This is a genomic window from Streptococcus sanguinis (genome assembly GCF_019929225.1).
GTDB lineage: Bacteria > Bacillota > Bacilli > Lactobacillales > Streptococcaceae > Streptococcus > Streptococcus sanguinis_J.
In genome coordinates, this window is the sequence record NZ_JAHZPA010000004.1 from 22,532 (window position 1) to 45,335 (window position 22,804).

The 22,804-nt window shown below is 44.7% G+C and carries 23 protein-coding genes and 1 other RNA gene; 5 read left to right on the forward strand and 19 right to left on the reverse strand.

Features of this window, described 5'->3' with window-relative positions:
• Position 1: 1 nt before the first annotated feature.
• The 4 genes from K1I80_RS07505 to K1I80_RS07520 form a co-directional block, all read right to left on the reverse strand.
• Positions 2-1,156 carry a THUMP domain-containing class I SAM-dependent RNA methyltransferase gene (locus K1I80_RS07505; protein WP_223313455.1) on the reverse strand — a complete coding sequence of 385 codons (1,155 nt, stop codon included), beginning with the start codon at positions 1,154-1,156 and terminating at the stop codon, positions 2-4.
• 284 nt (positions 1,157-1,440) lie between these two features.
• Positions 1,441-1,808, reverse strand: an RNA gene (gene rnpB, locus K1I80_RS07510) — RNase P RNA component class B.
• A gap of 22 nt (positions 1,809-1,830) precedes the next feature.
• Complete coding sequence (gene gpsB / locus K1I80_RS07515; protein WP_050540601.1) at positions 1,831-2,193, reverse strand: cell division regulator GpsB; 363 nt, start codon at positions 2,191-2,193, stop codon at positions 1,831-1,833.
• Positions 2,194-2,264: 71 nt separating this feature from the next.
• On the reverse strand, positions 2,265-2,792 hold the full coding sequence (locus tag K1I80_RS07520; RefSeq protein WP_223311753.1) for a DUF1273 domain-containing protein: 528 nt from the start codon (positions 2,790-2,792) through the stop codon (positions 2,265-2,267).
• A 67-nt stretch (positions 2,793-2,859) separates the two neighbouring features.
• On the opposite strand from K1I80_RS07520, the gene recU reads away from it, so the two are divergent.
• On the forward strand, positions 2,860-3,462 hold the full coding sequence (recU, locus tag K1I80_RS07525) for a Holliday junction resolvase RecU (protein ID WP_223311754.1): 603 nt from the start codon (positions 2,860-2,862) through the stop codon (positions 3,460-3,462).
• Positions 3,455-5,593, forward strand: coding sequence for a penicillin-binding protein PBP1A (gene pbp1a / locus K1I80_RS07530; RefSeq protein WP_223311755.1), 2,139 nt, complete (start codon positions 3,455-3,457; stop codon positions 5,591-5,593). The genes recU and pbp1a overlap by 8 nt, the downstream gene beginning before the upstream one ends.
• Positions 5,594-5,670: 77 nt before the next feature.
• Here pbp1a and pepC read toward each other — a convergent pair whose 3' ends face one another.
• The 13 genes from pepC to rsmH all read right to left on the reverse strand — a co-directional run bounded on the left by pepC (position 5,671) and on the right by rsmH (position 19,248).
• Complete coding sequence (pepC, locus tag K1I80_RS07535) at positions 5,671-7,005, reverse strand: aminopeptidase C (RefSeq protein ID WP_223311756.1); 1,335 nt, start codon at positions 7,003-7,005, stop codon at positions 5,671-5,673.
• A 78-nt stretch (positions 7,006-7,083) separates the two neighbouring features.
• Positions 7,084-7,644: a GNAT family N-acetyltransferase gene (locus tag K1I80_RS07540; protein WP_223311757.1), complete on the reverse strand. Its 561-nt coding sequence runs from the start codon at positions 7,642-7,644 to the stop codon at positions 7,084-7,086.
• A gap of 47 nt (positions 7,645-7,691) precedes the next feature.
• Positions 7,692-8,516: an ammonia-dependent NAD(+) synthetase gene (gene nadE, locus K1I80_RS07545; protein ID WP_223311758.1), complete on the reverse strand. Its 825-nt coding sequence runs from the start codon at positions 8,514-8,516 to the stop codon at positions 7,692-7,694.
• Positions 8,513-9,973: a nicotinate phosphoribosyltransferase gene (locus tag K1I80_RS07550; protein WP_223311759.1), complete on the reverse strand. Its 1,461-nt coding sequence runs from the start codon at positions 9,971-9,973 to the stop codon at positions 8,513-8,515. Before K1I80_RS07550 ends, nadE begins: the two co-directional genes overlap by 4 nt.
• 107 nt (positions 9,974-10,080) lie before the next feature.
• The gene (trxB, locus tag K1I80_RS07555; RefSeq protein ID WP_223311760.1) at positions 10,081-10,995 is read right to left on the reverse strand and encodes a thioredoxin-disulfide reductase; all 915 of its coding nucleotides are present in this window, start codon (positions 10,993-10,995) and stop codon (positions 10,081-10,083) included.
• 65 nt (positions 10,996-11,060) lie between these two features.
• Positions 11,061-11,285, reverse strand: a complete 225-nt coding sequence (locus K1I80_RS07560) for a DUF4059 family protein (RefSeq protein ID WP_002893522.1) — start codon at positions 11,283-11,285, stop codon at positions 11,061-11,063.
• 171 nt (positions 11,286-11,456) lie between these two features.
• A complete protein-coding gene (locus K1I80_RS07565) occupies positions 11,457-12,200 on the reverse strand; it encodes an amino acid ABC transporter ATP-binding protein (protein WP_223311761.1) in 744 nt (247 codons plus the stop codon).
• The gene (locus K1I80_RS07570) at positions 12,200-13,009 is read right to left on the reverse strand and encodes an amino acid ABC transporter permease (RefSeq protein ID WP_223311976.1); all 810 of its coding nucleotides are present in this window, start codon (positions 13,007-13,009) and stop codon (positions 12,200-12,202) included. Before K1I80_RS07570 ends, K1I80_RS07565 begins: the two co-directional genes overlap by 1 nt.
• Positions 13,010-13,255: 246 nt before the next feature.
• The gene (locus K1I80_RS07575) at positions 13,256-14,599 is read right to left on the reverse strand and encodes a DEAD/DEAH box helicase (protein ID WP_223311762.1); all 1,344 of its coding nucleotides are present in this window, start codon (positions 14,597-14,599) and stop codon (positions 13,256-13,258) included.
• Between the two features lie 104 nt (positions 14,600-14,703).
• The gene (gene mraY, locus K1I80_RS07580) at positions 14,704-15,687 is read right to left on the reverse strand and encodes a phospho-N-acetylmuramoyl-pentapeptide-transferase (RefSeq protein ID WP_223311763.1); all 984 of its coding nucleotides are present in this window, start codon (positions 15,685-15,687) and stop codon (positions 14,704-14,706) included.
• Between the two features lies 1 nt (position 15,688).
• A complete protein-coding gene (gene pbp2x, locus K1I80_RS07585) occupies positions 15,689-17,977 on the reverse strand; it encodes a penicillin-binding protein PBP2X (RefSeq protein WP_223311764.1) in 2,289 nt (762 codons plus the stop codon).
• Positions 17,967-18,290: a cell division protein FtsL gene (gene ftsL, locus K1I80_RS07590; protein WP_002893529.1), complete on the reverse strand. Its 324-nt coding sequence runs from the start codon at positions 18,288-18,290 to the stop codon at positions 17,967-17,969. The genes pbp2x and ftsL overlap by 11 nt, the downstream gene beginning before the upstream one ends.
• 7 nt (positions 18,291-18,297) lie before the next feature.
• A complete protein-coding gene (gene rsmH, locus K1I80_RS07595) occupies positions 18,298-19,248 on the reverse strand; it encodes a 16S rRNA (cytosine(1402)-N(4))-methyltransferase RsmH (protein WP_223311765.1) in 951 nt (316 codons plus the stop codon).
• 200 nt (positions 19,249-19,448) lie between these two features.
• Here rsmH and K1I80_RS07600 point away from each other — a divergent pair, with 200 nt between their 5' ends.
• From K1I80_RS07600 to K1I80_RS07610, 3 genes are read left to right on the forward strand one after another with little or no spacing between them, the layout of a single operon-like run.
• A complete protein-coding gene (locus K1I80_RS07600; protein WP_002903294.1) occupies positions 19,449-19,664 on the forward strand; it encodes a helix-turn-helix transcriptional regulator in 216 nt (71 codons plus the stop codon).
• Between the two features lie 47 nt (positions 19,665-19,711).
• Positions 19,712-20,254 carry a DUF3278 domain-containing protein gene (locus K1I80_RS07605; RefSeq protein ID WP_223313456.1) on the forward strand — a complete coding sequence of 181 codons (543 nt, stop codon included), beginning with the start codon at positions 19,712-19,714 and terminating at the stop codon, positions 20,252-20,254.
• The gene (locus K1I80_RS07610) at positions 20,251-20,427 is read left to right on the forward strand and encodes a hypothetical protein (protein ID WP_002908960.1); all 177 of its coding nucleotides are present in this window, start codon (positions 20,251-20,253) and stop codon (positions 20,425-20,427) included. Before K1I80_RS07605 ends, K1I80_RS07610 begins: the two co-directional genes overlap by 4 nt.
• Before the next feature lie 56 nt (positions 20,428-20,483).
• Here K1I80_RS07610 and K1I80_RS07615 read toward each other — a convergent pair whose 3' ends face one another.
• The gene (locus K1I80_RS07615; RefSeq protein ID WP_223313457.1) at positions 20,484-20,741 is read right to left on the reverse strand and encodes a DUF896 family protein; all 258 of its coding nucleotides are present in this window, start codon (positions 20,739-20,741) and stop codon (positions 20,484-20,486) included.
• A 22-nt stretch (positions 20,742-20,763) separates the two neighbouring features.
• Complete coding sequence (glyS, locus tag K1I80_RS07620) at positions 20,764-22,803, reverse strand: glycine--tRNA ligase subunit beta (RefSeq protein WP_223313458.1); 2,040 nt, start codon at positions 22,801-22,803, stop codon at positions 20,764-20,766.
• Position 22,804 lies beyond the last annotated feature (1 nt).

Below are 22,804 nucleotides of genomic sequence, written 5' to 3' on the forward strand. Positions count from 1 at the left end.
TCTAATCTAACTGACGTTTGACCCGCTGGCCAAAATACTGATATAAATCAACTTTTAAAGTTCCATTATAAAGTTTGCGTTTTTTATCGGCCTGACTGCCATATTTTCTTTCAAAAGCTTCATAGCTAGTCAGGATAAACTTGCTCCAGGTTTTGAGCGGAGCAAAGGTTTCTCCCATCTCCTGATAAAGACGAGTCACAGCCTCATCATCTAGGAGGCGCTCCCCGTATGGCGGATTAGAGATAATCACACCATTAATCTTATCTGTATGCAAATCCTGCAGACGCATCTGCTTGAAGTGAATCTGCTCTGCTACTCCTGCTTGCTCAGCATTTTTTCGAGCTAGCTCTACCATACGGCCATCGATATCTGAGCCGGAAATATCCAGCTGGATGGTCTGATCAATCTGACTGAGTGCAGTTGAGCGAGCCTGGGCTACCAGATCTTTATCCACCCAATTCCAGTCTTCAAAGGCAAAGGAACAATGGAGTCCCGGCGCCATCTTCATCCCGATCATAGCAGCCTCGATACAAAAAGTACCAGAACCGCAAGTCGGATCAATCAAAGGCTTATCTGGATACCAATTGGACAGAAGTAAAATGGCCGCTGCCATATTTTCCTTAATCGGTGCACCGCCTTTATCGACACGATAACCACGTTTGAAGAGGCTAGACCCTGTTGTATCAATCATGACCGTCGCTACATCTTTTAGAATAGAAACCTCTATCCTAAACTCAGCTCCATTTTCCTGCAGGGGCACCCCTTCCGGACGTGCATAATGCTTCTGCAGCTTCTTGACAACTGCCTTTTTAGAAATAGCCTGAACACTAGGCTCATTGTGAAGTTTTGACTTGACACATTTGGCCTTGGAAATAGGAAATTTAGCTCCTAGCGGTATATAATTCTCCCAATCCAGAGCAAAAACTCCCTGAAAGAGCTCTTCAAAAGTCTTGGCTGGAAAACTGCCAACTACAATCTTAATCCGATCGGCCGCGCGCAGCCAGAGATTGGTTTGAATAATGGTACTGACATCACCCTCGAAGCGAACCCGGCCATTTTCGACCTGACAATCAAGTCCCAGCTCTCTGATTTCACGGCCGACGACAGCTTCTAGCCCTGCCGCTGCGGTCGCAATTAAATTAAATTTTTCTTTCATCTCGGCTTTTAAATGGATTCCAATCTATACAAACAAAGGGAGAGTGAGGAAAATCGATGTGACGAAATCACGATTTTTGTCTCACTCCCTTTTTAAATTTTGGGCTGAGAAGGTTTCGCTGCCATTTATCAGCTAGCTCATTCCTTGAAATATCCATCAGACAAATGAAGCAACAGCTAGTTGAACTTGGCAGAGAATAGAGCGCTCAGCCACTCTCTTGCTATTCTATTATAAAATTTAAAGAGGACAGGACTTGCCGTCCCAGCCTCAGCCTATATGCAATTTTCTGTAAGCCATGTTTTGTTCCGGAAATGACTAGGTACCATTTCCTTCGATAATCATCTGTCTACTGTTTCCAGTCAGAGTGCTATGTTCGCTTCCACGCACTCCATGCCCCGACCAAAGTTTGGGTTGCTAGCTTGAGGGGTTTACCGCGTTCCACTTCTTCTGTTTCCAGAAGAACTACGTCACTGTGGCACTTTCAGACCTAATCAGACATATCCAAAGACTTAGCCTTTTCAGTCGCCGTAACGGAAAAATCCGTCCCTAGGCTTATTTCTTCGCCTAGCACAAACACTACCGGCATCACAGCCAGTGCTAGCATGGACTTTCCTCATGAAAATCTAAAATTTCCACGCGATTATCCAAAAATTGCACTGTTCTAAAAAGAACCATTATTCACGATCCAGAATTTGTTTCCCGAATACTTCCTTTTCAAGACGATTCAAGCGCTTCAAGATATCAAAATTAGTCGCAGAAGTCATCTGAGGGAAGCTTTCCACAGTCGACTGAGTCGCTTGTGTTGATTGGACAGGCTGAGTCGGCTGAACTGGTGCTTTTTCAACTGGCTTCGCAGCTAACTCTTCCTTGAGACGGCGATTTTCCTCACGCAACTCCTTTACCAAGGCTGCGTAAGTCTCATAATCCTTGATAATATCATCTAAAAACTCATCCACTTCGGACTTACTATAGCCGCGTACTTCGCGTTTAAAATCCTGATCAAAAATATCTTTTGCTGTAAAAATAATACTTGCCATCTTCTCTCTCCAATCTAGTTTATCATATTCAATTATAAACAAAATGCCTAATAAAAATCAAGATTTATCATCTAATTTCCCGAAAAATTTTCGGCCACTTCATTCAGGTCATCAAATGTTAATTTTTTGATAAAATATTGTTCTTGTTTTTTCATTTCTTGGTAAAGATATTTCAGTTTTGTCTCCTGTTCTTCATCATAAAAGAGGTAGGCTCCGTCTGTATTTTGAATGACGAATTGATTGTAATCACGAAACTGACTAGGATTTTGGTAGGTCGGATAAGCATACTTGACGAAATCGGTTTGCTTAAAAGCAGCTAATTTTGCCTGATTGGCTTCGTTCCAATTTTCACCTTGATTCTCAAAGAGAAAGATGGTTGCCGTCTGAAATTCATAGTCTTTTTTCAATTCATTAGCTAAATCCAAAACCCAAGACTCGAAGCCCAGATTGCCCATAAAAACCAGCCAATCTACTCCATCTTCCAAAAAACGGATTAAGTCCCTCTTAGCAGCTTCTTTTATAATTTTTATTCTCATATCTTTTTCCGTTGAAATGCCGATTTCAGAGGCTTTGTAGCCTGTTATTAATAGACTGGTCATTTATTCTCCCTTAAAAAAGTTTTTTGTGGTATAATAGAGTGATGCTATTGTACCAATAAGGAGTTTTATGGTCAACTATCCGCATAAGCTAAAGGCTAAAAGCAGTATCAACAGGCCTGTTCCCGGCATTGTTAACTTTGCCAATCGTGGGATGTCTTTTGAAAAGATGATCAACGAATCCAACAGCTACTATCTAAGCAGAGGACTCGCTGTCATCCATAAAAAGCCCACCCCCATTCAGATTGTCAAGGTTGATTATCCGCAACGTAGTCGAGCCAAGATTGTAGAGGCTTATTTTCGGCAAGCTTCCACAACAGACTATTCTGGTGTCTACAAGGGCCATTATATTGACTTTGAAGCCAAGGAAACCCGACAGAAAAAATCGATGCCCATGAAAAATTTTCATTCGCATCAGATTGAGCATATGGAGGCAGTCCTTGAGCAAAAGGGCATCTGTTTTGTCTTACTGCATTTTTCCAGCTTAAGGGAGACTTACCTACTTCCCGCTTCTTATTTAATTGAGTTTTACAAGATCGACAAGGGAGGGAAGTCCATGCCTCTAACTTACATCCGAGAGCATGGTTATCCGATTGAAATGCAGCAACTTCCCAGCATTCCTTATCTTGAAATTATCGAACAAAAACTACTAGGTGGTATTATAAATGAATAAACAAACTCTTATGCAGGCTTTGAAATATCTTGCAAGTGCACTTATAACCCTGCTTATGATTGGATTCGTGATTGGCTGTTTGGTATTTACCTACTATGCTGTCAAGGCTCCTAAGCTTTCTGAAAAAGACCTAATCGCGACCACATCCAGTAAGATTTTTGACAGCAATAACAATTTGATTGCAGACCTAGGCGCTGAAAAGCGGGTCAATGCTGAAACAAGTGAAATTCCTACGGATTTGGTCAACGCCATTGTCGCCATTGAAGACCATCGCTTCTTCAATCACCGCGGGGTAGACTTTATTCGGATTGCAGGTGCCCTTGTTAGCAACATCCGCGGAGGTCGCCAAGGGGGATCAACTCTGACCCAGCAATTGATTAAGCTGTCCTATTTCTCAACCTCTTCTTCAGATGCGACTCTTTCACGTAAAATCCAAGAAGCTTGGCTGGCCGCTCAGCTTGAGCGTAAAGCAACCAAGCAGCAAATCTTAACCTATTATGTCAACAAGGTCTACATGTCTAACAGTAACTACGGTATGCAGACAGCAGCCCGAAGCTACTATGGCAAGGACCTAAAAGACTTGAGCTTACACCAAACAGCTCTACTGGCAGGTATGCCTCAGGCTCCTAACCAATATGACCCTTACACTCACCCAGAGGCTGCGACCAACCGTCGTAATCTGGTACTTCGTGAGATGCATGATCTCAAGTACATCACAGATGAGCAGTATGAGCAAGCTAAGAATACTCCTGTAACCGATGGACTTCAAAGCTTGAAAGCTTCCACTAGCTATCCTGCTTACATGGATAATTATCTTAAGGAAGTAATTGAACAAGTAGAAGAAGAGACTGGCTACAATGTCCTGACAACTGGTATGGAAGTCTATACAAATGTCAACACTGATGCCCAAAAGAAACTCTGGGATATTTACAACACAGGAGACTATGTAGCTTATCCAGATGACGAAATGCAGGTTGCGTCCACTGTTATGGATGTGCAAACTGGTAAAGTCATTGCCCAGCTCGGTTCTCGTAACCAATCTACCAACGTATCCTTTGGTACCAACCAAGCTGTTGAAACCAACCGTGATTTCGGTTCAACAATGAAGCCAATCACCGATTATGCTCCAGCTCTGGAAAATGAAGTCTATACTTCAACAGCTGCTCCTATCACGGATGCTCCATATAACTTCCCGTATTCCAGCACACCAGTCTACAACTGGGATAAGAAATACTATGGCGGAATGACGATTCAATACGCTATTCAGGAATCCCGTAACGTTCCTGCCGTTAAAACGCTGGAAGCCGTTGGCTTGGATGAGTCCCTCAAGTTCCTAAATCGTATTGGGATTAACTATCCTGAAATGTTCTATGTTAATGCCTTTTCAAGTAACACCAGCAAATCCGGCAATGAGTACGGAGCCAGCAGTGAAAAAATGGCTGCTGCCTATGCTGCTTTTGCCAATGGTGGTACTTACTACAAGCCTCAGTATGTCAATCGTGTCGTCTTCAGTGACGGAACGGAGAAGGCCTTCTCCAACAATGGTACTAAGGCTATGAAGGAAACAACAGCCTACATGATGACCGATATGATGAAAACAGTCTTGCAGTCTGGTACAGGTACAAATGCTGCTATTTCTGGTGTTTATCAGGCCGGTAAGACCGGTACCTCCAACTATGCTGATGATGAATTAGCTAAGCTGACCAAGCCTTACTACTACTCTAGCATTGTCACACCAGACGAACTCTTCGTTGGTTACACGCCTAAGTATTCCATGGCTGTTTGGACCGGCTACTCTAACCGCCTGACACCAATTCTTGATGATGGGGTTAAGGTTGCAACAGATGTCTACCGCGAAATGATGCTTTACCTAGCTCAAGATGGCTCTGCCTCAGAAGATTGGGAAATGCCAGATGGTCTCTACCGCAGTGGCTCTTATGTCTACCTCAACAGTGGTACTGGCTATAACCGTTACTACAATAACCAGCAGTACTATAACTATTCTAGCTATAGCAGTTACAGTACAGAAGCTAGCTCTGACACATCAGCTTCCAGTGAGCATTCTGGTGATTCAAACAATAGCTCTTCTAACCACAGCGACTCATCTTCCGGTAACGGTGGAGATGACTAGAGTGACGAAGATTAGAACACAAATTAAAAGAGTAAGAATGAAAAATTCTTACTCTTTTCTTATTCTCTCATCAAAGCTTACTTTGCCAAAGCTCCCATGGGATCCCACGGAGCTAGGACAAGAGGCTCTGCTTCATAAGCAGCTAATTCTGCAGATGTCAGAAACTCCTTTCGAACGACGATTTGATAGGTATATTCGTCCATCCAAGCGTCACTGGCTACAAAGTAACCCTTATTACCAACCTTTTCGCCCCAGGAGTTTTCGACCTTCCATTTCTTAGCTTTACCATTTTCATCCAAGTCCACCCCTGTCAAGACCATGGCGTGGGTCATAAGGCTTTCGCTATAGTCCAAGCGGCCAGCCTTGTCCTGAGTCAGTCGAATATCCATGCTGGCAGTGAAATCGTGCATCCCCTCAGCCATAATACCCGCCTTGCGATTGCTAGACTGACCTACATCCGAGCCAAACCAAACGGTCTCGCCAGATTGCATTTGAGCGATAGCCAGCCCTTTTAGTCGATCCATTTCAACATTTAAATAACGGACTGGCTTACTGCCAACGACATTGCCCAACATCTCAACTGTATAGGACCGACCATAAGGCTTGTCAGCAGTCGGTGCATTGATAATAGAGACATAGTCAGCTAGCTTGAGATCGACATATTTTTGATAGAAAGTCAGAGGTGTCAATCCGCTCTCACTGTGGAAATGATTGTCTTTATCGCGATAAGAAAAGTCAAACTGGCGAGGCGGCAAGCCTAAATTCATAGCTAGGAAGTTAAAGACTTCTTGTAGGAGTTCTTCTTTCTTGGCCTGAAGTTCTGACGAGTTTGCACCCTCTGCCACTAATTCTCGCAAAATCTGCGCATCCTGACGCAGGAGTTTATTAAGAATCTGATTGAGCTCACGGCTATTGCTGGATGAGATAGACTCTGGATAGACCGACTTAGGCACGACGCCGTATTTCTCAAAAAGCGCCACGACCATATCCCATTGACCGCCATCCTGTTGAGGCGTGTCTAAGAGAAACTTAACCTTGCGGCTGGTCAATTCTTGGTCAGCTGTCGCCAGCACCTGCTCCAAGAACCAGTTGGATTTTTCATATTTATCCCAAAAGAAGGTATGGGCTTGAGATAGCTCAAAATCCTCCAGTTGGAAACCAGCAATCATCTTGTGGCGGAAAGTATTAAGAGCTGCAAACATCCAACAGCGCCCTGAAGCTTTCTGGTCACTAACCTTGTCCTTAGTGAGATCCAGTGAAAAGACAGGTGTGTTTTCCACAGCACTGCTTCGCTTCTCCAAGGATGTCAAGAGACCATTGTGACTGATGGCATTTTCCATCGCTGCATACTTGGAATTGGCCTCATAAGCAGCATACAGCTTATCTGTAAAATTTTGTTCTAACGATTGCATAGAATCCTCCTTGTCATTATACATCTATTATAGAACTTTAAAAAAGGAGTGCAAGTAAAAAGGCTGGACAAAAGAGTCCTAGCCTTTTTCTAAATCGGATTTTAGGATTCCATAGACAGAAAAATCTTTGACTAGTCCTTTATGAAATACAGCCTGACGGAAAGTGCCTTCGTAGCTCATTCCAGCTTTAGCCATAACACGTCCCGAAGCTGGATTGGCTGTTACAAATCTTGCTGTGACACGATTGAATCCTGCGTCTTGCAAGAGGTAGTTTAAAACAGCTTTCAAAGCTTCTGTCATCAGCCCCTGCCCCCAATAGTCTTTACTTAAAATATAACCGACCTCGCAAGCATTGACCGTATCATCTCTATCCACCACACTGATATCACCAAGCACTTGTTCAGGATTTTCTTTCAGGCAGATGGCCCACTTGTAAAAATCCATGTTTTGATAATTCTCAACCCAGCGAGCAATAGACTGTTGGGTGACTTCAGGACTCTCGTGAGCATCCCAGGTCACATGCAGCAAATTATCTGGACGAGAAGCCCAGTTGTCATACATAGCTTGAGCATCCGATTCCAGAAAAGGTCTTAGTAAAAGACATTTGGTTTCAATGGACTGTGTACCTATCTTTTTCATAGCTTCCTCATTTCTTGGCTCGGACTAAAAAGATTCGATAGAGATTTTCACTTCCAAAATTCATCAAAAACTGTAATCGGCAAATGCCGTTTGTGCTGGCCTTTATGCCACCAAGATTCGATAGTTTCTTGGGCTTGGGCTGAAACGGACTTACCTTCGAGGTAGTCGTCAATTTCATTGTAAGTCACGCCCAGAGCGACTTCATCCGCAATCCCAGGCTTTTCTTCTTCCAAGTCAGCCGTCGGCACCTTTTCATAGAGGGCCGGATCAGCTCCTAAAGCGGCCAAAAGCTGCTTGCCTTGACGTTTATTAAGACGGTAAAGTGGTAAGATATCTGCTCCGCCATCCCCAAACTTGGTGAAAAAGGCGGTGACATTTTCTGCTGCGTGATCGGTCCCAATGACAGCCCCGCTGTACGAACCAGCCAAAGCATACTGGGCAATCATACGGCTACGGGCCTTGATATTGCCCTTGTTAAAATCAGAGACTTTGGCACCCGTTGCCTCTACAGCCTTTGTCATGGCATCAGCAGATTCCTTGATATTGACTGTCAGACTGACATCAGGCTGGATAAAAGCCAGAGCTTTTTGCGCATCATCTTCATCTGCCTGAACACCATAAGGCAGGCGAACGGCAATAAAGCGGTAGCTATCATCCCCAGTCTCAGCCCGCATTTCCTCTACAGCTAGCTGGGCCAAACGGCCAGCCAAGGTCGAATCCTGACCACCAGAAATTCCCAAAACATAACTTTTCAAAAAAGGGTGCTTCCTCAGATAGGCCTTGAGAAAGTCCACCGATTTGCGGATTTCTTCCTCCGGGTCAATGATTGGTTTGACGCCCAGTTGAGCGATGATTTCCTCTTGTAGACTCATTTTTCTGCTCCTGTCTGATAAGCTTTCTTGCGCATCTGGTCAATCAAATCCATCTTATCCTGCCAGATATCTCGAGCCAGGTCAACTGGATAATCCTGTGGATTGAGAACTCGTTTGTACTCGTCCCAAAGTTTATCAAATTCCTTACGGGCATAGGCTTGAATCTCAGTCAGACTCGGCTGTTCATAGACCAAATTCCCTTCTTGGAAAATGTTCACTAAAAGCGGTACGGCATCAAAATTTTTGACCGTTTTATTGATGTAGGTATAGGTTGGATGGAACATTTCCAGCTCTTCCAAGCCATTGACATCAAGGCCGTCATAGGTAATGTAGTCTCCCTCAGACTTCCCTTTTTCGCGGCTGGTAATACGCCAAACCTGCTTCTTACCTGGGGTCGAAACCTTTTCAGCATTATTGGACAATTTGATGGTATTGCGCAATTCTCCAGTCTCATCTTCAATCGCAACAATCTTATAAACTGCTCCTAAAGCCGGCTGGTCGTAGGCCGTAATGAGCTTGGTTCCCACACCCCAGACATCAATCTTAGCCTTTTGCATTTTTAAATTGAGAATGGTATTTTCATCCAGATCATTGGACGCATAAATCTTAGCATCAGGGAAGCCAGCTTCATCTAATTGCTGACGAACTTTCTTAGAAATATAGGCAAGATCTCCCGAATCAATGCGGACGCCCAGAAACTTAATCTTGTCCCCTAGCTCACGTGCCACCCGAATGGCTGCCGGAACACCTAGGCGCAATGTATCGTAGGTATCTACTAGGAAAACACAGTTATGATGAGTCTCGGCGTAAGCTTTAAAGGCTTCATAATCATTGCCGTAAACCTGAACAAGGGCATGAGCATGGGTTCCTAAAACAGGAATATCAAAGAGCTTGCCAGCCCGGACATTGCTGGTACCGTTCGCTCCGCCAATCACCGCAGCCCTGGTCCCCCAAATAGCAGCATCCATTTCCTGGGCCCGGCGCGTACCGAACTCCATCAGAGGTTCATCTTCGATGACAGAGCGGATACGAGCTGCCTTAGTGGCAATCAGGGTTTGAAAATTAACGATATTGAGCAGAGCAGTCTCAACCAGCTGACACTGAGCCAGTGGACCTTCCACCTGCACGATTGGCTCATTGGCAAAAACCAAATCACCTTCCTGAACAGATCTTACTGTCAGGCTCATCTTGAGATTTCGCAAATAATCCAGAAACTCTCCGTGATAGCCCAAGGATTGCAAATAATCTAAATCGCTCTGGCTGAATGTCAGATTATTGAGATAGGAAATAATTCTTTCCAAGCCCGCAAAAACTGCGTAGCCGTTATTAAAAGGATTTTTACGGAAAAAAACTTCAAAAACTGCACGCTTGTTGTGAATATTTTGCTTGAAATAAACCTGCATCATGTTGATTTGGTACAAATCAGTGTGCAGAGTTAAACTATCATCTGGGTACATCTTCTTGCTCCTTTATGCTAGATACCTTTTATTATATCATAATTCCAAAAAAGCTAAGCAAATCCTGTCAATTCACTTGAAGAGACACACTTGCTTAGCTTATATTTTTATGCTTGCTCTGTAAGGTATTTGTAGGCTTCCTGACTGGCAATGGCACCATCGCCAACAGCTGTCGTAATCTGGCGCAGGTCTTTCTGGCGAACATCACCAACAGCGTAAATACCGGCTACTGAAGTCTTCATCTGATGATCCGTCAGAATCCAGCCAGCCTCATCAGTGATGCCTAAGTCCGCAGCAAATTCACTAACTGGATCTAAGCCAACATAGATAAAGATACCACCAAACTCTGCCTGACTAAGCTCACCTGTCTTGACATTCTTGAAGGTTACGCCTGTCACTTTACGCTCATCACCATGGATGCTTTCCACCACAGAATCCCAGACAAAGCGAATCTTTTCGTTGGCAAAGGCGCGATCCTGCAGCACCTTTTGTGCTCGTAGCTCATCACGACGGTGAACAATGGTCACACTTTTTGCAAAGCGCGTCAGGAAAATAGCTTCCTCTACCGCTGAGTCGCCACCACCGACAACCAGCAGGTCTTCATCACGGAAAAATGCGCCATCACAGACCGCGCAGTAAGAAACCCCGCGGCTGTTGTAGTCTTCCTCACCAGGAACCCCTAAATGACGATGATTAGCACCAGAAGCAATGATGACTGTTTTAGTTTCAAAACGCTCATCTTCTGTAATGATTTCCTTGAAAACACCTCGGTCTTCAATTTTTTCTACTAGGCCAAATAAATGTTCAACCCCTAGATTCTCAAGAGGCTCAAACATTTTCTCTGCTAGTTCAGGACCGCTGATATTGGCATAGCCTGGATAGTTTTCAATATCAGCAGTATTGTTCATCTGACCACCAGGAATACCACGCTCCAGCAGGGCAACTTTTAGGTTGCTGCGGGCTGCATAGAGGGCAGCTGTCATGCCGGCAGGCCCAGCTCCAATAATAATTGTATCGTACATAACTCTTCTTTCTCCTTGTTGTAACTAGAATTATTCTAACAACTTTTCTACAGTTTTACAAGCATTTAAGCTTTTAGGACAATGAGCAGGCCCAACGTCGCAAAAGACAGGACTGGAATCGTCATAATGACAATCAAAAGGACATCGTACAGATGGCTCTGGCGCTCCTTGGCTGTCTTGTCCTTGCGGCGAATCATCCGCAGTCCAATCCATAAACCCGCAATGATCCCTACACCGACTGCTGTATAAAGCAGGCTCTCGATATAAAGTGCAAATATTTGATCTAACATGTCAACTCCTCAAAGGTCAATCAGCCTCATAGTGCAAAGAAAGGGAACAACTCCAAATTTAGCCGTCAGCATAAAACACCCACTAGACAAGAAAGCCTGCTCCGCAGTATGCTGAGACTGAAAACAAACTCAGCTGGTCTAGCCAACTGAGCCTTCACTGTCTCTATTATATCAAATATAGGTCCGTTTGTAACTAGCAAAAAATTCCTTGGTTCTTTCTTCCTTTGGATGATGGATAATTTCATCTGGTGTCCCAGACTCTATGATTTTCCCCTTGTCCAAAAAGAGTACTCTATCAGCTACCTGAGCGACAAAGGACATATCATGACTGACCAGAATCATGGTCTGGCCAGACTTAGCTGCATCAGCGATTGATTTCTCTACTTCTCCGACCAACTCGGGATCCAAGGCTGAGGTCGGCTCGTCTAGCAAAAGAACATCTGGATTCATAGCCAAAGCCCTTGCTAAGGCAACCCGCTGCTTCTGACCGCCTGACAAATGTCTAGGATAGTGATTTTCTCGGTCTGACAAGCCAACTTTTGCTAATTCTTCCTTGGCTATCTTAGTCGCTTCTTGGTCTGACAGTTTCTTAACTACCAGCAGACCTTCCTTGACATTTTCCAGAGCTGTCCGGCGGGAAAAGAGATTAAACTGCTGAAAGACCATGGCTAGCTTGCGGCGCAGTAGCAAAATCTCATCTTTGGAAATTCTTGAAAAATCCACTTTGAAGCCGTCAATAGTAATCTTTCCGCTATCAGGCTGTTCCAGATAGTTGAGGCTGCGGAGAAAGGTTGATTTCCCCGCACCAGAGGAGCCAATCAGAGCCACAACTTCGCCTTTTTGAATTTCCAAACTGAGATCGTCCAGAACCTTTTGACCTGAAAAGGTCTTACTTAAATGTGAAATATTAATCATCAGATTCCTTCTCCTTCTGCTTGCTGAAGCGATTCAACATCATCTGGCTGCTTAATGTCCATCTTCTTTTCGATCCAGCGGCCAAGTTGCTCAATGAGAATATTGACTGCCCAATAAATCAGCGACACCGAGATAAAACGCTCAAAGTAACGGTAGTCTGCCCCTGCGATGGCCTGCGCTTTGGCAAAAATTTCCACTACACCAGCACTAAAGGCCAGAGAAGTGCCCTTGGTCAAGCCAATCAGGGAATTAATCAGACTAGGCGTCGCCACCACAGCTGCATTGGGGATAATGACACGCATATAAACCTGCTTGTTGGTCATCCCTAAGCTGCGAGCAGCCTCGATTTCTCCCGAATCCACGGACAAGATTGCTGCCCGGATGGTCTCACTGGCATAAGCCGCTTCGTTGAAAGCAAAGGCAACAATCGCAAAGACAGACGCTGGAATCTCGTTGATATTAAAGCTTGTGCCATACTTCTGATTGATAGCCTTCAGCAATAAAGGAATCCCAAAATAGGTCAGCATGAGCTGGACCAGAAGCGGTGTTCCTCTCAGAAAGCTGACAAAGAAAGCCTGAATCGGATACAGGATTTTAACCCGATTAATCTTGACAACAGCAAAAACCATGGCAAGCAGAATACCAAAGACTGCACCCCCCACTGTCAAAAGAAGGGTGATTGGAAGATTTTGCAAAATGCCCGGAACGGCCTCAAAAACGGCCCTTAAACTAAATAATTTACCATCTGGAATGAACTTGAGGAACTCCTCATACCAACCAGTTGTCAGAAGATAAGTTGTAACCACCATCATTACTTCCTTTTCTTGATAATGAAATATTTTAACACAATTCTGGAACAAAACAAAGAATTTGCTTTCCTTTTACTGTCTTTTAGCAGTCAAAACATGAGCAGCTAGTGCAAATCTCGTGTTCCTAAATATCAAATAAGCCACACTAAGCCCAATATAAAAATAGACTAGTTTCACTAGTCTATCATATCTATCTCATAAAGACTAATATATTTTTCTTATCACAGCGATAAGAAAAGTATATCACTAAAAGGTTTGGCGCTTAGCCTTACGCTCTGCCCGACCACGTGCACGATTCTCTGCTCGCTTAGTTTTGCGGCGCTTTTCGTTCACTGCCCACTGGATTTTTTTCTTGTAGCCTGGTTTGATTTTTTTCTTTTTCTTCTTGACCAGCCCCAGCATTTCCGTGTCCAGCTTCTCCCGGCTCTTTTCCCGATTGGCCCGACGGTCTCGGTCATAGGTATCCTGAAACTCATCATCCTTTATAATCTTGGGAATAAACTTAATCCCCATCTTTTCTAACTCCCGAATATCTGAGTCATCACTCGGCTGGTAGAGAGTAATGGCTGTACCGGGAAGACCATTACGGCCGGTCCGGCCTACCCGGTGGACAAAGAAAGACAAGTCCTGAGGAATGGCATCGTTAATAACATGGCTGGCACCTTCGATATCAATCCCCCGCGCTGCCAAATCAGTAGCGACAATATACTCAAAATCCAGATTCTTGACCTGATTCATGATGCGCTTGCGCTCCCGCGGAGCAATATCTCCATGAATTTTAGCAACTTTGAGTCCCTGAGCTGTCAGATAGCTGTGTAGCTCATCTGCCCTCGTCTTGGTATTGACGAAAATCATGGCCAGATAAGGCTGCAGAAGCTGACTGATTTGATAAATCTGAGCATTCTTGTCTCGTCCCTTGGTTGATAGGAGCCAGTTTTCAATGGTGTCGGCAATGACCGTCTTGGTCTTAATCTGCTCAATGACTGGATTAGACAGGTATTTTTTCAAAAAAGGCTGAAGCTTCTGTGGAATAGTCGCTGAGAAAACGAGAAACTGCAGGTCTTTAGGCAACCGGCCTGCAATCTTATCAACTGTCGCCAAAAATCCCATGTCCAGTGTCATATCTGCCTCGTCAACGACAAAGGTCTTAGCCTTATGAATAGCCAAATCACCTGACTCTACCAAGTCATAAATCCGCCCAGGTGTTCCGATGACGATATGAGGCTGACTAGACTCTAACTTCCCAATCTGACGAGCCTTGTCAGTCCCACCGACATAGTTGGCCACCCGAATCTCTTTTTCAGAAAAGCTAGCCAACTGACGAGCAGCCTGATAAATCTGCGCTGCCAGCTCCCGACTTGGGGCTGTAATGACAGCCTGCACACTGTCTGCCTCCTCATCCAGCATTTGAAAAATCGGCAGCAAAAACGTGTGTGTCTTACCAGAGCCTGTCTTGGACTCCCCAACCAAATCCCGACCTGACAATACGACTGGAATCAGCTTCTCTTGGACTGGAGTCGCTTCAACGAAGTTCAAATCCCTGAGCGCTTCCTGAATATAATCTTTAAACTTAAATTCTGTAAATTTCATCTTGTCCTCTATTCTATTATCCTAACTATTATACCAAAAAATTGACCATCCTGCTTACCCTCAAATCTAAGAAGCAGAAAAGCGAGCCAGAGACTCGCTTCTTGCTATAGATATAGGATAGCCAGGGTCAAAAGACTGCCCGCGATACCGATTCCCCAGAAGAAGAAATCGACTTTCCACTCGCTCCACTCCTTGCCGTGGCCAGTTAGGCCTCCCAACTCAAAGTGGTGATGAACCGGAGTCATCCGGAAGATCCGCTTGCCACCGGTCAATTTAAAGTAAGTCACCTGCATCATAACAGAGGTCGTTTCAAACACATAGACGATACCAATCAAGAGCAGGGTCCACTCTTGGTGAAGGGAAATAGAGATAGCAGCCAGCATACCGCCCAAAGCCAGACTTCCTACATCGCCCATGAAGATTTTAGCAGGCTTATGGTTGAAAACAAAGAAGCCTAGCAAGCCACCAATCATACTGATGATGACAATCAAAATATCAAAACGCTTCTGCTCAACAGCAATCACAGCATAAGCCACCAAGCTAATGACTACAGAAATGCTGGCCAAACCATCAATTCCATCCGTCAGATTGACAGCATTGGAGAAGCCAATCAGCCAAAAAAGTACGAAAAAGATATAAAGGAAGCCCAGATGGACAGGAACGGTGAAGACATTCAGCTGGTCGCCAGCTCCGTGCTGATTGTAAAAGAAGTAAAAGACAACTCCACCAACCAGCTGCAGAAACAATTTCTGCTTGGGATTTAGACCCTCGTTGATCTTACGAAACACCTTGAGAAAGTCGTCCAAAAAGCCGACAACACCATACAGGACCAAGATAAAAAGAATCATGATGAGGCCGTTGGACAGCTGATGCGAAATCAAACCTATAACAAAGCTGGCCAGAACGGATGTCAAGAGAAATACTGTACCACCCATGGTTGGCGTTCCAGCCTTGGCCTGATGCTGCTTAACATCTTCGTGCATCTGTTGGCCTGTGATACGAGCCTTATGGTAAAAACGAATAAAGGCAGGAATGCCGATGATAGTTAGGATAAAAGTTACGATTCCTGCAATAAGAGCAATAAGCATATTAGTCTCCCATTGTAATTGTTATTTTCTTGAGATTTTTCAGCGAAGTATTGGTCTTTTCGCTCTGCTTGACGACCTTGGAGCCCTCTCCTTTGAAAGTGACTTCGATGTCCTGCCACTTGGCAAAACGTTCGACATTGGCCTTGGTCCAGCCGTACATATCGGGCAGACTTTCTAAATCATCTGACAAGATCAAAATCTGCTGATTGGCCTTGAGATTTTTGCCCTCTTTGACAGATACTTTTTTAATCTTGCCACCTGTTCCCAGTACAATTGGTTGGACGAGGTTACGGCGCAATTCATCTGCCAGACCGCCAGGGCTGATTTGATTTTTCAGACCTAGTTGCTTGGTCAGTTTTTCTACGGACGGCATTTTATAACTGGTTTCTTCAGTGACTGTTTCAAGAGCCGGAGTCGCTTCCGTTGTCAGATTAAGGCTGTCTTTGAGAGCGACTGCTTCTTCCAAGACCGGATTGACCACTTCCTGCCAGAATATAGGCTGGAATTTTTCCTCAGGCTGCTGAACTGTCACATACATGATAAATTCAGGATTTTCTGCCGGCGTCATGGCAACAACTGAATAGATATAGTCATTCTCACCCTCTAGATAACCATTTTCAGAAGCGATCTGAGCGGTCCCTGACTTAACAGCTACATTCTGACCAGCCACTTGAATAACAGGCTCGCCACCGACATTCAGGGTTCCTTTGTAGGGGTCTGTTCCGACTTGAACCATATAATCCCGAGTGGTTTGAGCTGCTTTTTCTGAGACAGGATTTCCGATAATTTCCGTCGCAGTCTTACGAGCTGTATTGGTTTTAGGATCATGGATAGCATTGATAAACTTAGGCTCCACCATGACACCATCATTGGCTACAGATGAGAAGGCACGAAGCATCTGCACCTGTGTCACACCAATCCCTTGACCGAAGGAGCTCATGGCAATCGTAACATAGTTATCACCAGGGAGCGAACCATAGGTTTCATTGCCCATCCCAAAGCGGGTCGGCAGACCAAACTTAAACTTACTCAAGTAGTCCAGCCACTTGTCATTGCCCATCTTCTGCTCCAGAATGGTCATTCCGACATTACTGGAATAGGTAAATCCTTGGGCAAAGGTCAGGGTTTCCCCTTCTGAAATCCCCATGTTGACGTTCCAGTCTCGAATGGTCGCATCCATAACCTTGTACTCTCTACTGTCAAAAGTATCATGAGGATTAAAGCTGCCATTATCAATAGCTGAAGCCAGGGTCATAACCTTCATAGTAGATCCAGGCTCATACTGGCCTTGGTAAAGCATGGTGTTCCAGTTGCCCAGATTTTTCTCATTCAAGCCTTCCTTGGTATCTGCATTATAGGTCGGCCGTTGAGAAGTGGCTAGGATTTCGCCGGTCTTGGCACTGACCAAGGTTGCATTGACAAACTTACCTTTGACTTTTTCCTGAAAGGCGTTCATCCGCGTTTCTAGGTAGGTTTGCAAATCAGCTGACAGTGTTGTATAGACGTCCTTGCCATCCTCTGCCTGTACAGAGACCTTTTCTGACCCAGGCACAACATTACCGTTTCGGTCTTTTTCGTAGGTCACAATCCCATTCTGACCAGCAAGAATCCTATCCAGAGCCTGCTCCATGCCAGAAGTCCCTTTCAGCGTCTTATTGCCTTCCTTATCCTCCTGCAGCTGGGCAAGACCGATAAACTGGGAGGCAAAGACACCGTTACTATAACTGCGGTTGGGACTAGTAGTAAAGTCAATCCCTTCAATACCAGCAGCTTCAAAGGCTTCCCGCATGGCATTCATATTACTGTAGGTAATGCCATTGCCCTGCGCCCCGAAGGAAACCTGCTTGAGATTTTTCTGCGACAGCTGGGTTTTGACGTAGTCCTTATCCAACTCTAGGTACTGATTGAAAATCTCTGCCACCTTATCGTACTGGGATTCTTCTACATAGAGAATCTTGCCGGTAGCTGACTTGTAACTCTTGTCAATAATGGCATAGACATTATAAGTCGTTGCATCCTCTGCAATGGGAACTCCATTTCGGTCATAGATTGTTCCCCGCCGGGCAGCGACTGTAACCGTCTTTTGATGGACTACCTCTGCACCCTTTGATAGATTAACACCGAACTTCTGGTCTGTCCCAATAATAATGGCAAAATTAATCAAGAAAACGAAAAAGAGAAAGATAGCTAAGATACTCATGCTCTTTCCCACTTGCCGCCGATTGTATTCAGGGATTTGCCTATTTTTCAGGGCGTATTTTTTAATTTTTTCAAAAATTCTATTCTTCATCCGTTGAACTCACTGTTTTACGATTTCCCTTCTGGAGTTTCATATCCTGAGAGCTGGCTAACTGGGACAACCTTTCATAGCGGGTCAGTTCATTGACTTCCTGCTTGATGTCGGCCAGCTCTGTCTGCTCTGCTTCGATCTGTGTATTGACTTCCGTCAAATCCCGATCCACCTGCAATAGCTTGGTCTGCATAAAGACGATGCTGACTGCTAAAATAATGGCAGTTAAAACGATTGAGCCGTAAAAGGCCTTTTCAACTCGGGAAAATTTTCTCATCTGATCTTGAAGCGGGTTTGGTCTTTTTTCTGACATTTCTTCCTCACTTGTGTATCTTACGGGCCACGCGCAGCTTGGCGGAATGAGCCCGATTATTGCTTTCTAATTCTTCTTTGCTTGGTAAAATTGGTTTGCAGCTGACCAGCTCCAGCTTAGGCTGCAGTTCATCAGGGATGAAGGGCAGGCCCTTAGGAACATCTACTGTTGACGCCTCCTTGAAAAGCTGCTTGGTCAGACGATCTTCCAACGAATGAAAAGTAATGACCGCAATCCGGCCGTCCACCGCTAGCAGATCAATGGCCTGCTGAATAGACTCATCCGCTGCGCCCAATTCATCATTGACTTCAATCCGAATAGCTTGAAAAATCTGCTTGGCCGGGTGGCCTTTCTTCTTCAGCTCCTTAGCTGGCTTAGCTGACTTGATAATTTCAGCCAATTCTGTCGTTGTTTCAATAGGCTTGATACTTCTAGCCTGCTCAATCTTGCGAGCAATCTGCTTAGAAAACTTATCTTCGCCGTATTTAAAAAAGATTCGTACCAAATCCTGATAGCTATAATGATTGACAACCTCAAAAGCTGTCAAGGCTGCCTCGCGGTTCATGCGCATATCCAAAGGCGCATCCTGTTTATAGGAAAAACCACGCTCACGCTGATCCAGCTGAGGGCTGGAAACGCCTAAATCATAACAAATCCCATCAATTTCTTCCACACCGGCTTCTTGCAAACGGCTCTTGAGGTGGCGGAAATTGTCCTTGATAAAGGTCACCATCCCCCGCTCTACATAAGGAGCCAAACGCTTTTTAGCATTGTCAATAGCCGTCTGGTCCTGATCAAAGGCATAGAGATGCCCCTCATCTCCGAGCTGGCTCAAAAGATATTCGCTGTGACCAGCACCGCCAAGGGTCGCATCGACATAGATGCCGTCAGGCTTAACCGCCAGCTGGTCAACCGTTTCATGAAGAAGAACCGTAATGTGATGAAATTCGTTTGTCATATCTTACTTATTATATCACATTCAAAAGCAAAAAAAAATTTAAAAGAAAAAGTAAGCGGATGAAATCCTTTTTTAAATTTTTTGTCATATATACTTGACACTTTTTCCAAAAAGTATTATACTAGCATAAAATAAAAGTCAAATATAACTGACAAACTGACTGGAAGTTATCAGTTATAGAATTAGAAAGGAAGGGTGTAATGAATCGTGTCAAGGAATTTCGAAAAGAAAAAAAGATGTCTCAGCTAGAGTTGGCCAAGTCTATCGGAGTATCGCGGCAAACTATCAATATGATTGAAAACAACAAATACAACCCCACCCTCGAGCTCTGTATCAATCTGGCTAGAGCGCTGGATACTGACCTCAACGCCCTCTTTTGGGAACCCCAGCTGACAGATGAAGAATCAGATGACTAAGAGTTTTTCCCTGCAGCAACATTCATACCTAAAGAAAGGACAAAAAAATGAAAAAAGAAACATTCTCAGACAAGATGATTAAACGATTTTACGGCATTACCGGACCTTTGGACGAGCAAAAGCGCCAACAGGCTGAGCATCTAGGAAATATAGGCTTCATTTGGCTTTTCTTTATTCTGATTTTTGGCAATGCCATCGCCTTTCCCCTAGCCTTTCGCTGGCCCCAAATTATCGCTGTTGCCTATCCTATCTTGCTGGAAATCCTTATCCTCGGCTTCGGTGTCTATATAGCCATCCAAGCACGCCGCAAAGGAATTGATAATCTAGAGCTAGGACTTCAGGATGAAAAAGAAGAAAGAGCCATGAAACATGCTGGCCTCAAAGCAGGTTTCTCCTATTGGCTGCTCTTTTACCCTCTCTTTGGCATCATGATAGCTGTCATGGAAAAGAAAGATATCCTACAAATTTTACTTCAACCTAAACTCATTATAACTGGATTAGCTGCAGGCCTTGGATTTGGACTGATTATGCATTTCATTGCCAAAGGAAAGATTCGTCAAGCACAAAAAAAGGAGGAAGAAGATCTATGAGACTCAATCTCAAAGAAAAAATGGATCTAGGCATTCTGTCCCTCATTATTGCCATCGCTGCTTATTTCTTTTTCCGTATTACAGAGCCGTGGATTTTCTGGCTGGATGTAGCAATTATCGTTAGCTGCATCTATGTAGTCCTCCGCATTTTGAAAAAACGTAAACAAGAATAAAAGAACCCCTCGACAGGAACTTTCTAGCTTCCTAGCGAGGGATTTTTTATATTTACTTAAGACTCTGGGTCATCCAGACTGCGGCCATGAAGGCCTTTCTCGCGCTGAACTTGACGCAATTTTTCAGGCGTCACATCATTGCCATCCTCATCAACAACCTTGATGCCTTCGATGTGATGGCGAACAGAACGACGGTAGCCTTCGATGTACTCTTCACGAAGCTTGGCTTGTTCCACTTTTTCCTCAGCAGTTAGACCTTCAGCTTTTTTCTTTTTAGCCAGTTCATTGATACGTTCAATTTTTTTAGGATCCATGATTCTACCTCTCTCTTACCTTTTATTTGGTATTAATCTGATTAAACTGAGCCATTTGTCCCGCTTTGGCTGTCAAAGAAGACAGGAGAGCTAGACGGTTGTTACGCACAGCCTCATCTTCAGCCATGACCATGGTATGGTCAAAGAAAGCATCGATAACTGGACTGAGGGCAAAGAGTTGGTCCAAATTGGTAGCTAAGTCAGATGTCAGCTCCACTTTTTCAATAGCTGCAGCCAAGTCTTTTTCCTCTTGATTTTCAAAGAGTGCTGAATTGACAGCTGTCTGCCCTTGGGCTTTCTCAGCAAGATTGAATACCCGCGACAGGCTTTCCACTGCCGACTTAAAGTTGTCTTCCTGAGCTTTTTCTGCTAGGAGCGCAGCTGTTTCTACCAAATCGCGTACGACAAAGTTAGTGCTTTGAAGAACAGCTGTCACGATGTCTTTCGGAATGCTGCGATCCATCATTTTCTCAACGCGGGCATGGAAGAAGTCTAGTACTGCCTCTTGATTGTCATAACTTAGACTATCAAACTTGAGTTCGTAAAGTCGACCAAGAAGCTGAGCCAAGTCAATGTTCCAGCCAAACTTGTCCAAGATACGCACAACACCCTGAGTCGCACGGCGCAGAGCATAAGGGTCATTGGAACCGCTCGGAATCAAGCCAACTGAGAAGAAGGACAGAATGGTATCCAGCTTATCAGCCAGAGCCAAGACAGCACCGACCTTGGTGTCAGGCAATTCGCCATCGGCCGAAGTTGGCATATAGTGCTCCCGAATGGCAGCTGCCACCGCAGCATTCTCACCAGCCAGAAGAGCATACTTCTCACCCATGATACCTTGCAGCTCATCAAATTCCCCAACCATACCAGTTAGCAAGTCAAACTTATAAATTGCCGCTGCACGAGCCAAATCGGCTGTCTCATCAGCATCCAATCCTGCTTCTTGCGCCAAGAGAGCAGCAATCTTACCAGTCCGCTCCATGTGCTCTGCTAGAGAGCCAATCTTTTCGTGGAAGGTCACATTGCTCAGCTTTTCAACCAAGTCGGCAATAGCTAGTTTTTGATCTTCCCGCCAGAAGAATTCCCCATCTTCCAGACGAGCCACCAAGACCTTCTCATTTCCCTTGATGACATTTTCTAAGTGCTCTGCATTTCCGTTGCGGACAGAGATAAAGTGAGGCAAAAGCTTGCCTTCAACATCGCGCACAACAAAGTAACGCTGATGCTCTTTCATGGAAGTTACCAAGACTTCTTCTGGCACCTCTAAGTATTTAGCATCAAAATTACCCAAGAAAGCAGTTGGATATTCTACCAGATTCAACACTTCATTGAGCAAGTCTTCGTCAATCTCTATAGAAACCCCGTGCTCCTCTTCCAGTGCTCGAATCTGCTCGACAATCATATCTCCCCGCTCAAGAGGACTGGCAATGACAAACTGAGCCCGTAGGTCATCTGCATAAGAATCCGCTGAAGAAATCTCCGTCTCTTTGCCCAAGAAGCGATGTCCACGGCTAGTACGGCCGCTCTTGATGTCCAAGAAATTCAAATCAAAGGCCTGCTCATCTAAGAGCACAGTCAAAGTATGGACCGGACGGATATATTCAAAAGTGTTGTTGGCCCAGTGCATGCTGACAGGGAAGGTCAGGGCTTGCAGAACTTCTGTCACCTCTGGGATGATCTCCTCTACCGGGCGGCCGATTTCTTCCTTGGTCACATAGACGTATTCTTCCCCTTTGATTTCACGGAAAGTAATGTCCTCAACCGTCAAGCCCTTGCCACGGACAAAGCCTTCTGCAGCCTTGGTAAAGTTGCCATCTGCATCCAGAGCAATTTTCTTAGAAGGGCCTTTGAAATCTTCGGTCAAATCAGACTGCTTGTCCGCCAAGCCAACCACGCGCACCGCCAGACGACGAGGCGTTGAGAACATTTCAATTTTCTCAAAGGTCAAACGATGGTCTGTCAGGAAGGCTCCCATCTTGTCGCGCAACTGCTTCATGCTCGGTGTCACGACATAGGCTGGCATTTCCTCCAAGCCTAATTCAACTAATAAATTTTTTACCATG

Bases quoted from the DNA above. Each gene is read 5' to 3' on its own strand.
- glyS (WP_223313458.1), bottom strand. From the start codon at position 22,803: ATGGTAAAAAATTTATTAGTTGAATTAGGCTTGGAGGAAATGCCAGCC.
- K1I80_RS07550 (WP_223311759.1), bottom strand. From the start codon at position 9,973: ATGTACCCAGATGATAGTTTAACTCTGCACACTGATTTGTACCAAATC.
- K1I80_RS07575 (WP_223311762.1), bottom strand. From the start codon at position 14,599: ATGAAATTTACAGAATTTAAGTTTAAAGATTATATTCAGGAAGCGCTC.
- K1I80_RS07505 (WP_223313455.1), bottom strand. From the start codon at position 1,156: ATGAAAGAAAAATTTAATTTAATTGCGACCGCAGCGGCAGGGCTAGAA.
- K1I80_RS07565 (WP_223311761.1), bottom strand. From the start codon at position 12,200: ATGATTAATATTTCACATTTAAGTAAGACCTTTTCAGGTCAAAAGGTT.
- K1I80_RS07540 (WP_223311757.1), bottom strand. From the start codon at position 7,644: ATGAAAAAGATAGGTACACAGTCCATTGAAACCAAATGTCTTTTACTA.
- K1I80_RS07570 (WP_223311976.1), bottom strand. From the start codon at position 13,009: ATGGTGGTTACAACTTATCTTCTGACAACTGGTTGGTATGAGGAGTTC.
- K1I80_RS07605 (WP_223313456.1), top strand. From the start codon at position 19,712: ATGAAAAAAGAAACATTCTCAGACAAGATGATTAAACGATTTTACGGC.
- nadE (WP_223311758.1), bottom strand. From the start codon at position 8,516: ATGAGTCTACAAGAGGAAATCATCGCTCAACTGGGCGTCAAACCAATC.
- K1I80_RS07600 (WP_002903294.1), top strand. From the start codon at position 19,449: ATGAATCGTGTCAAGGAATTTCGAAAAGAAAAAAAGATGTCTCAGCTA.
- K1I80_RS07560 (WP_002893522.1), bottom strand. From the start codon at position 11,285: ATGTTAGATCAAATATTTGCACTTTATATCGAGAGCCTGCTTTATACA.
- pepC (WP_223311756.1), bottom strand. From the start codon at position 7,005: ATGCAATCGTTAGAACAAAATTTTACAGATAAGCTGTATGCTGCTTAT.
- pbp1a (WP_223311755.1), top strand. From the start codon at position 3,455: ATGAATAAACAAACTCTTATGCAGGCTTTGAAATATCTTGCAAGTGCA.
- rsmH (WP_223311765.1), bottom strand. From the start codon at position 19,248: ATGACAAACGAATTTCATCACATTACGGTTCTTCTTCATGAAACGGTT.
- K1I80_RS07615 (WP_223313457.1), bottom strand. From the start codon at position 20,741: ATGGATCCTAAAAAAATTGAACGTATCAATGAACTGGCTAAAAAGAAA.
- pbp2x (WP_223311764.1), bottom strand. From the start codon at position 17,977: ATGAAGAATAGAATTTTTGAAAAAATTAAAAAATACGCCCTGAAAAAT.
- K1I80_RS07520 (WP_223311753.1), bottom strand. From the start codon at position 2,792: ATGACCAGTCTATTAATAACAGGCTACAAAGCCTCTGAAATCGGCATT.
- trxB (WP_223311760.1), bottom strand. From the start codon at position 10,995: ATGTACGATACAATTATTATTGGAGCTGGGCCTGCCGGCATGACAGCT.
- recU (WP_223311754.1), top strand. From the start codon at position 2,860: ATGGTCAACTATCCGCATAAGCTAAAGGCTAAAAGCAGTATCAACAGG.
- ftsL (WP_002893529.1), bottom strand. From the start codon at position 18,290: ATGTCAGAAAAAAGACCAAACCCGCTTCAAGATCAGATGAGAAAATTT.
- mraY (WP_223311763.1), bottom strand. From the start codon at position 15,687: ATGCTTATTGCTCTTATTGCAGGAATCGTAACTTTTATCCTAACTATC.
- K1I80_RS07610 (WP_002908960.1), top strand. From the start codon at position 20,251: ATGAGACTCAATCTCAAAGAAAAAATGGATCTAGGCATTCTGTCCCTC.
- gpsB (WP_050540601.1), bottom strand. From the start codon at position 2,193: ATGGCAAGTATTATTTTTACAGCAAAAGATATTTTTGATCAGGATTTT.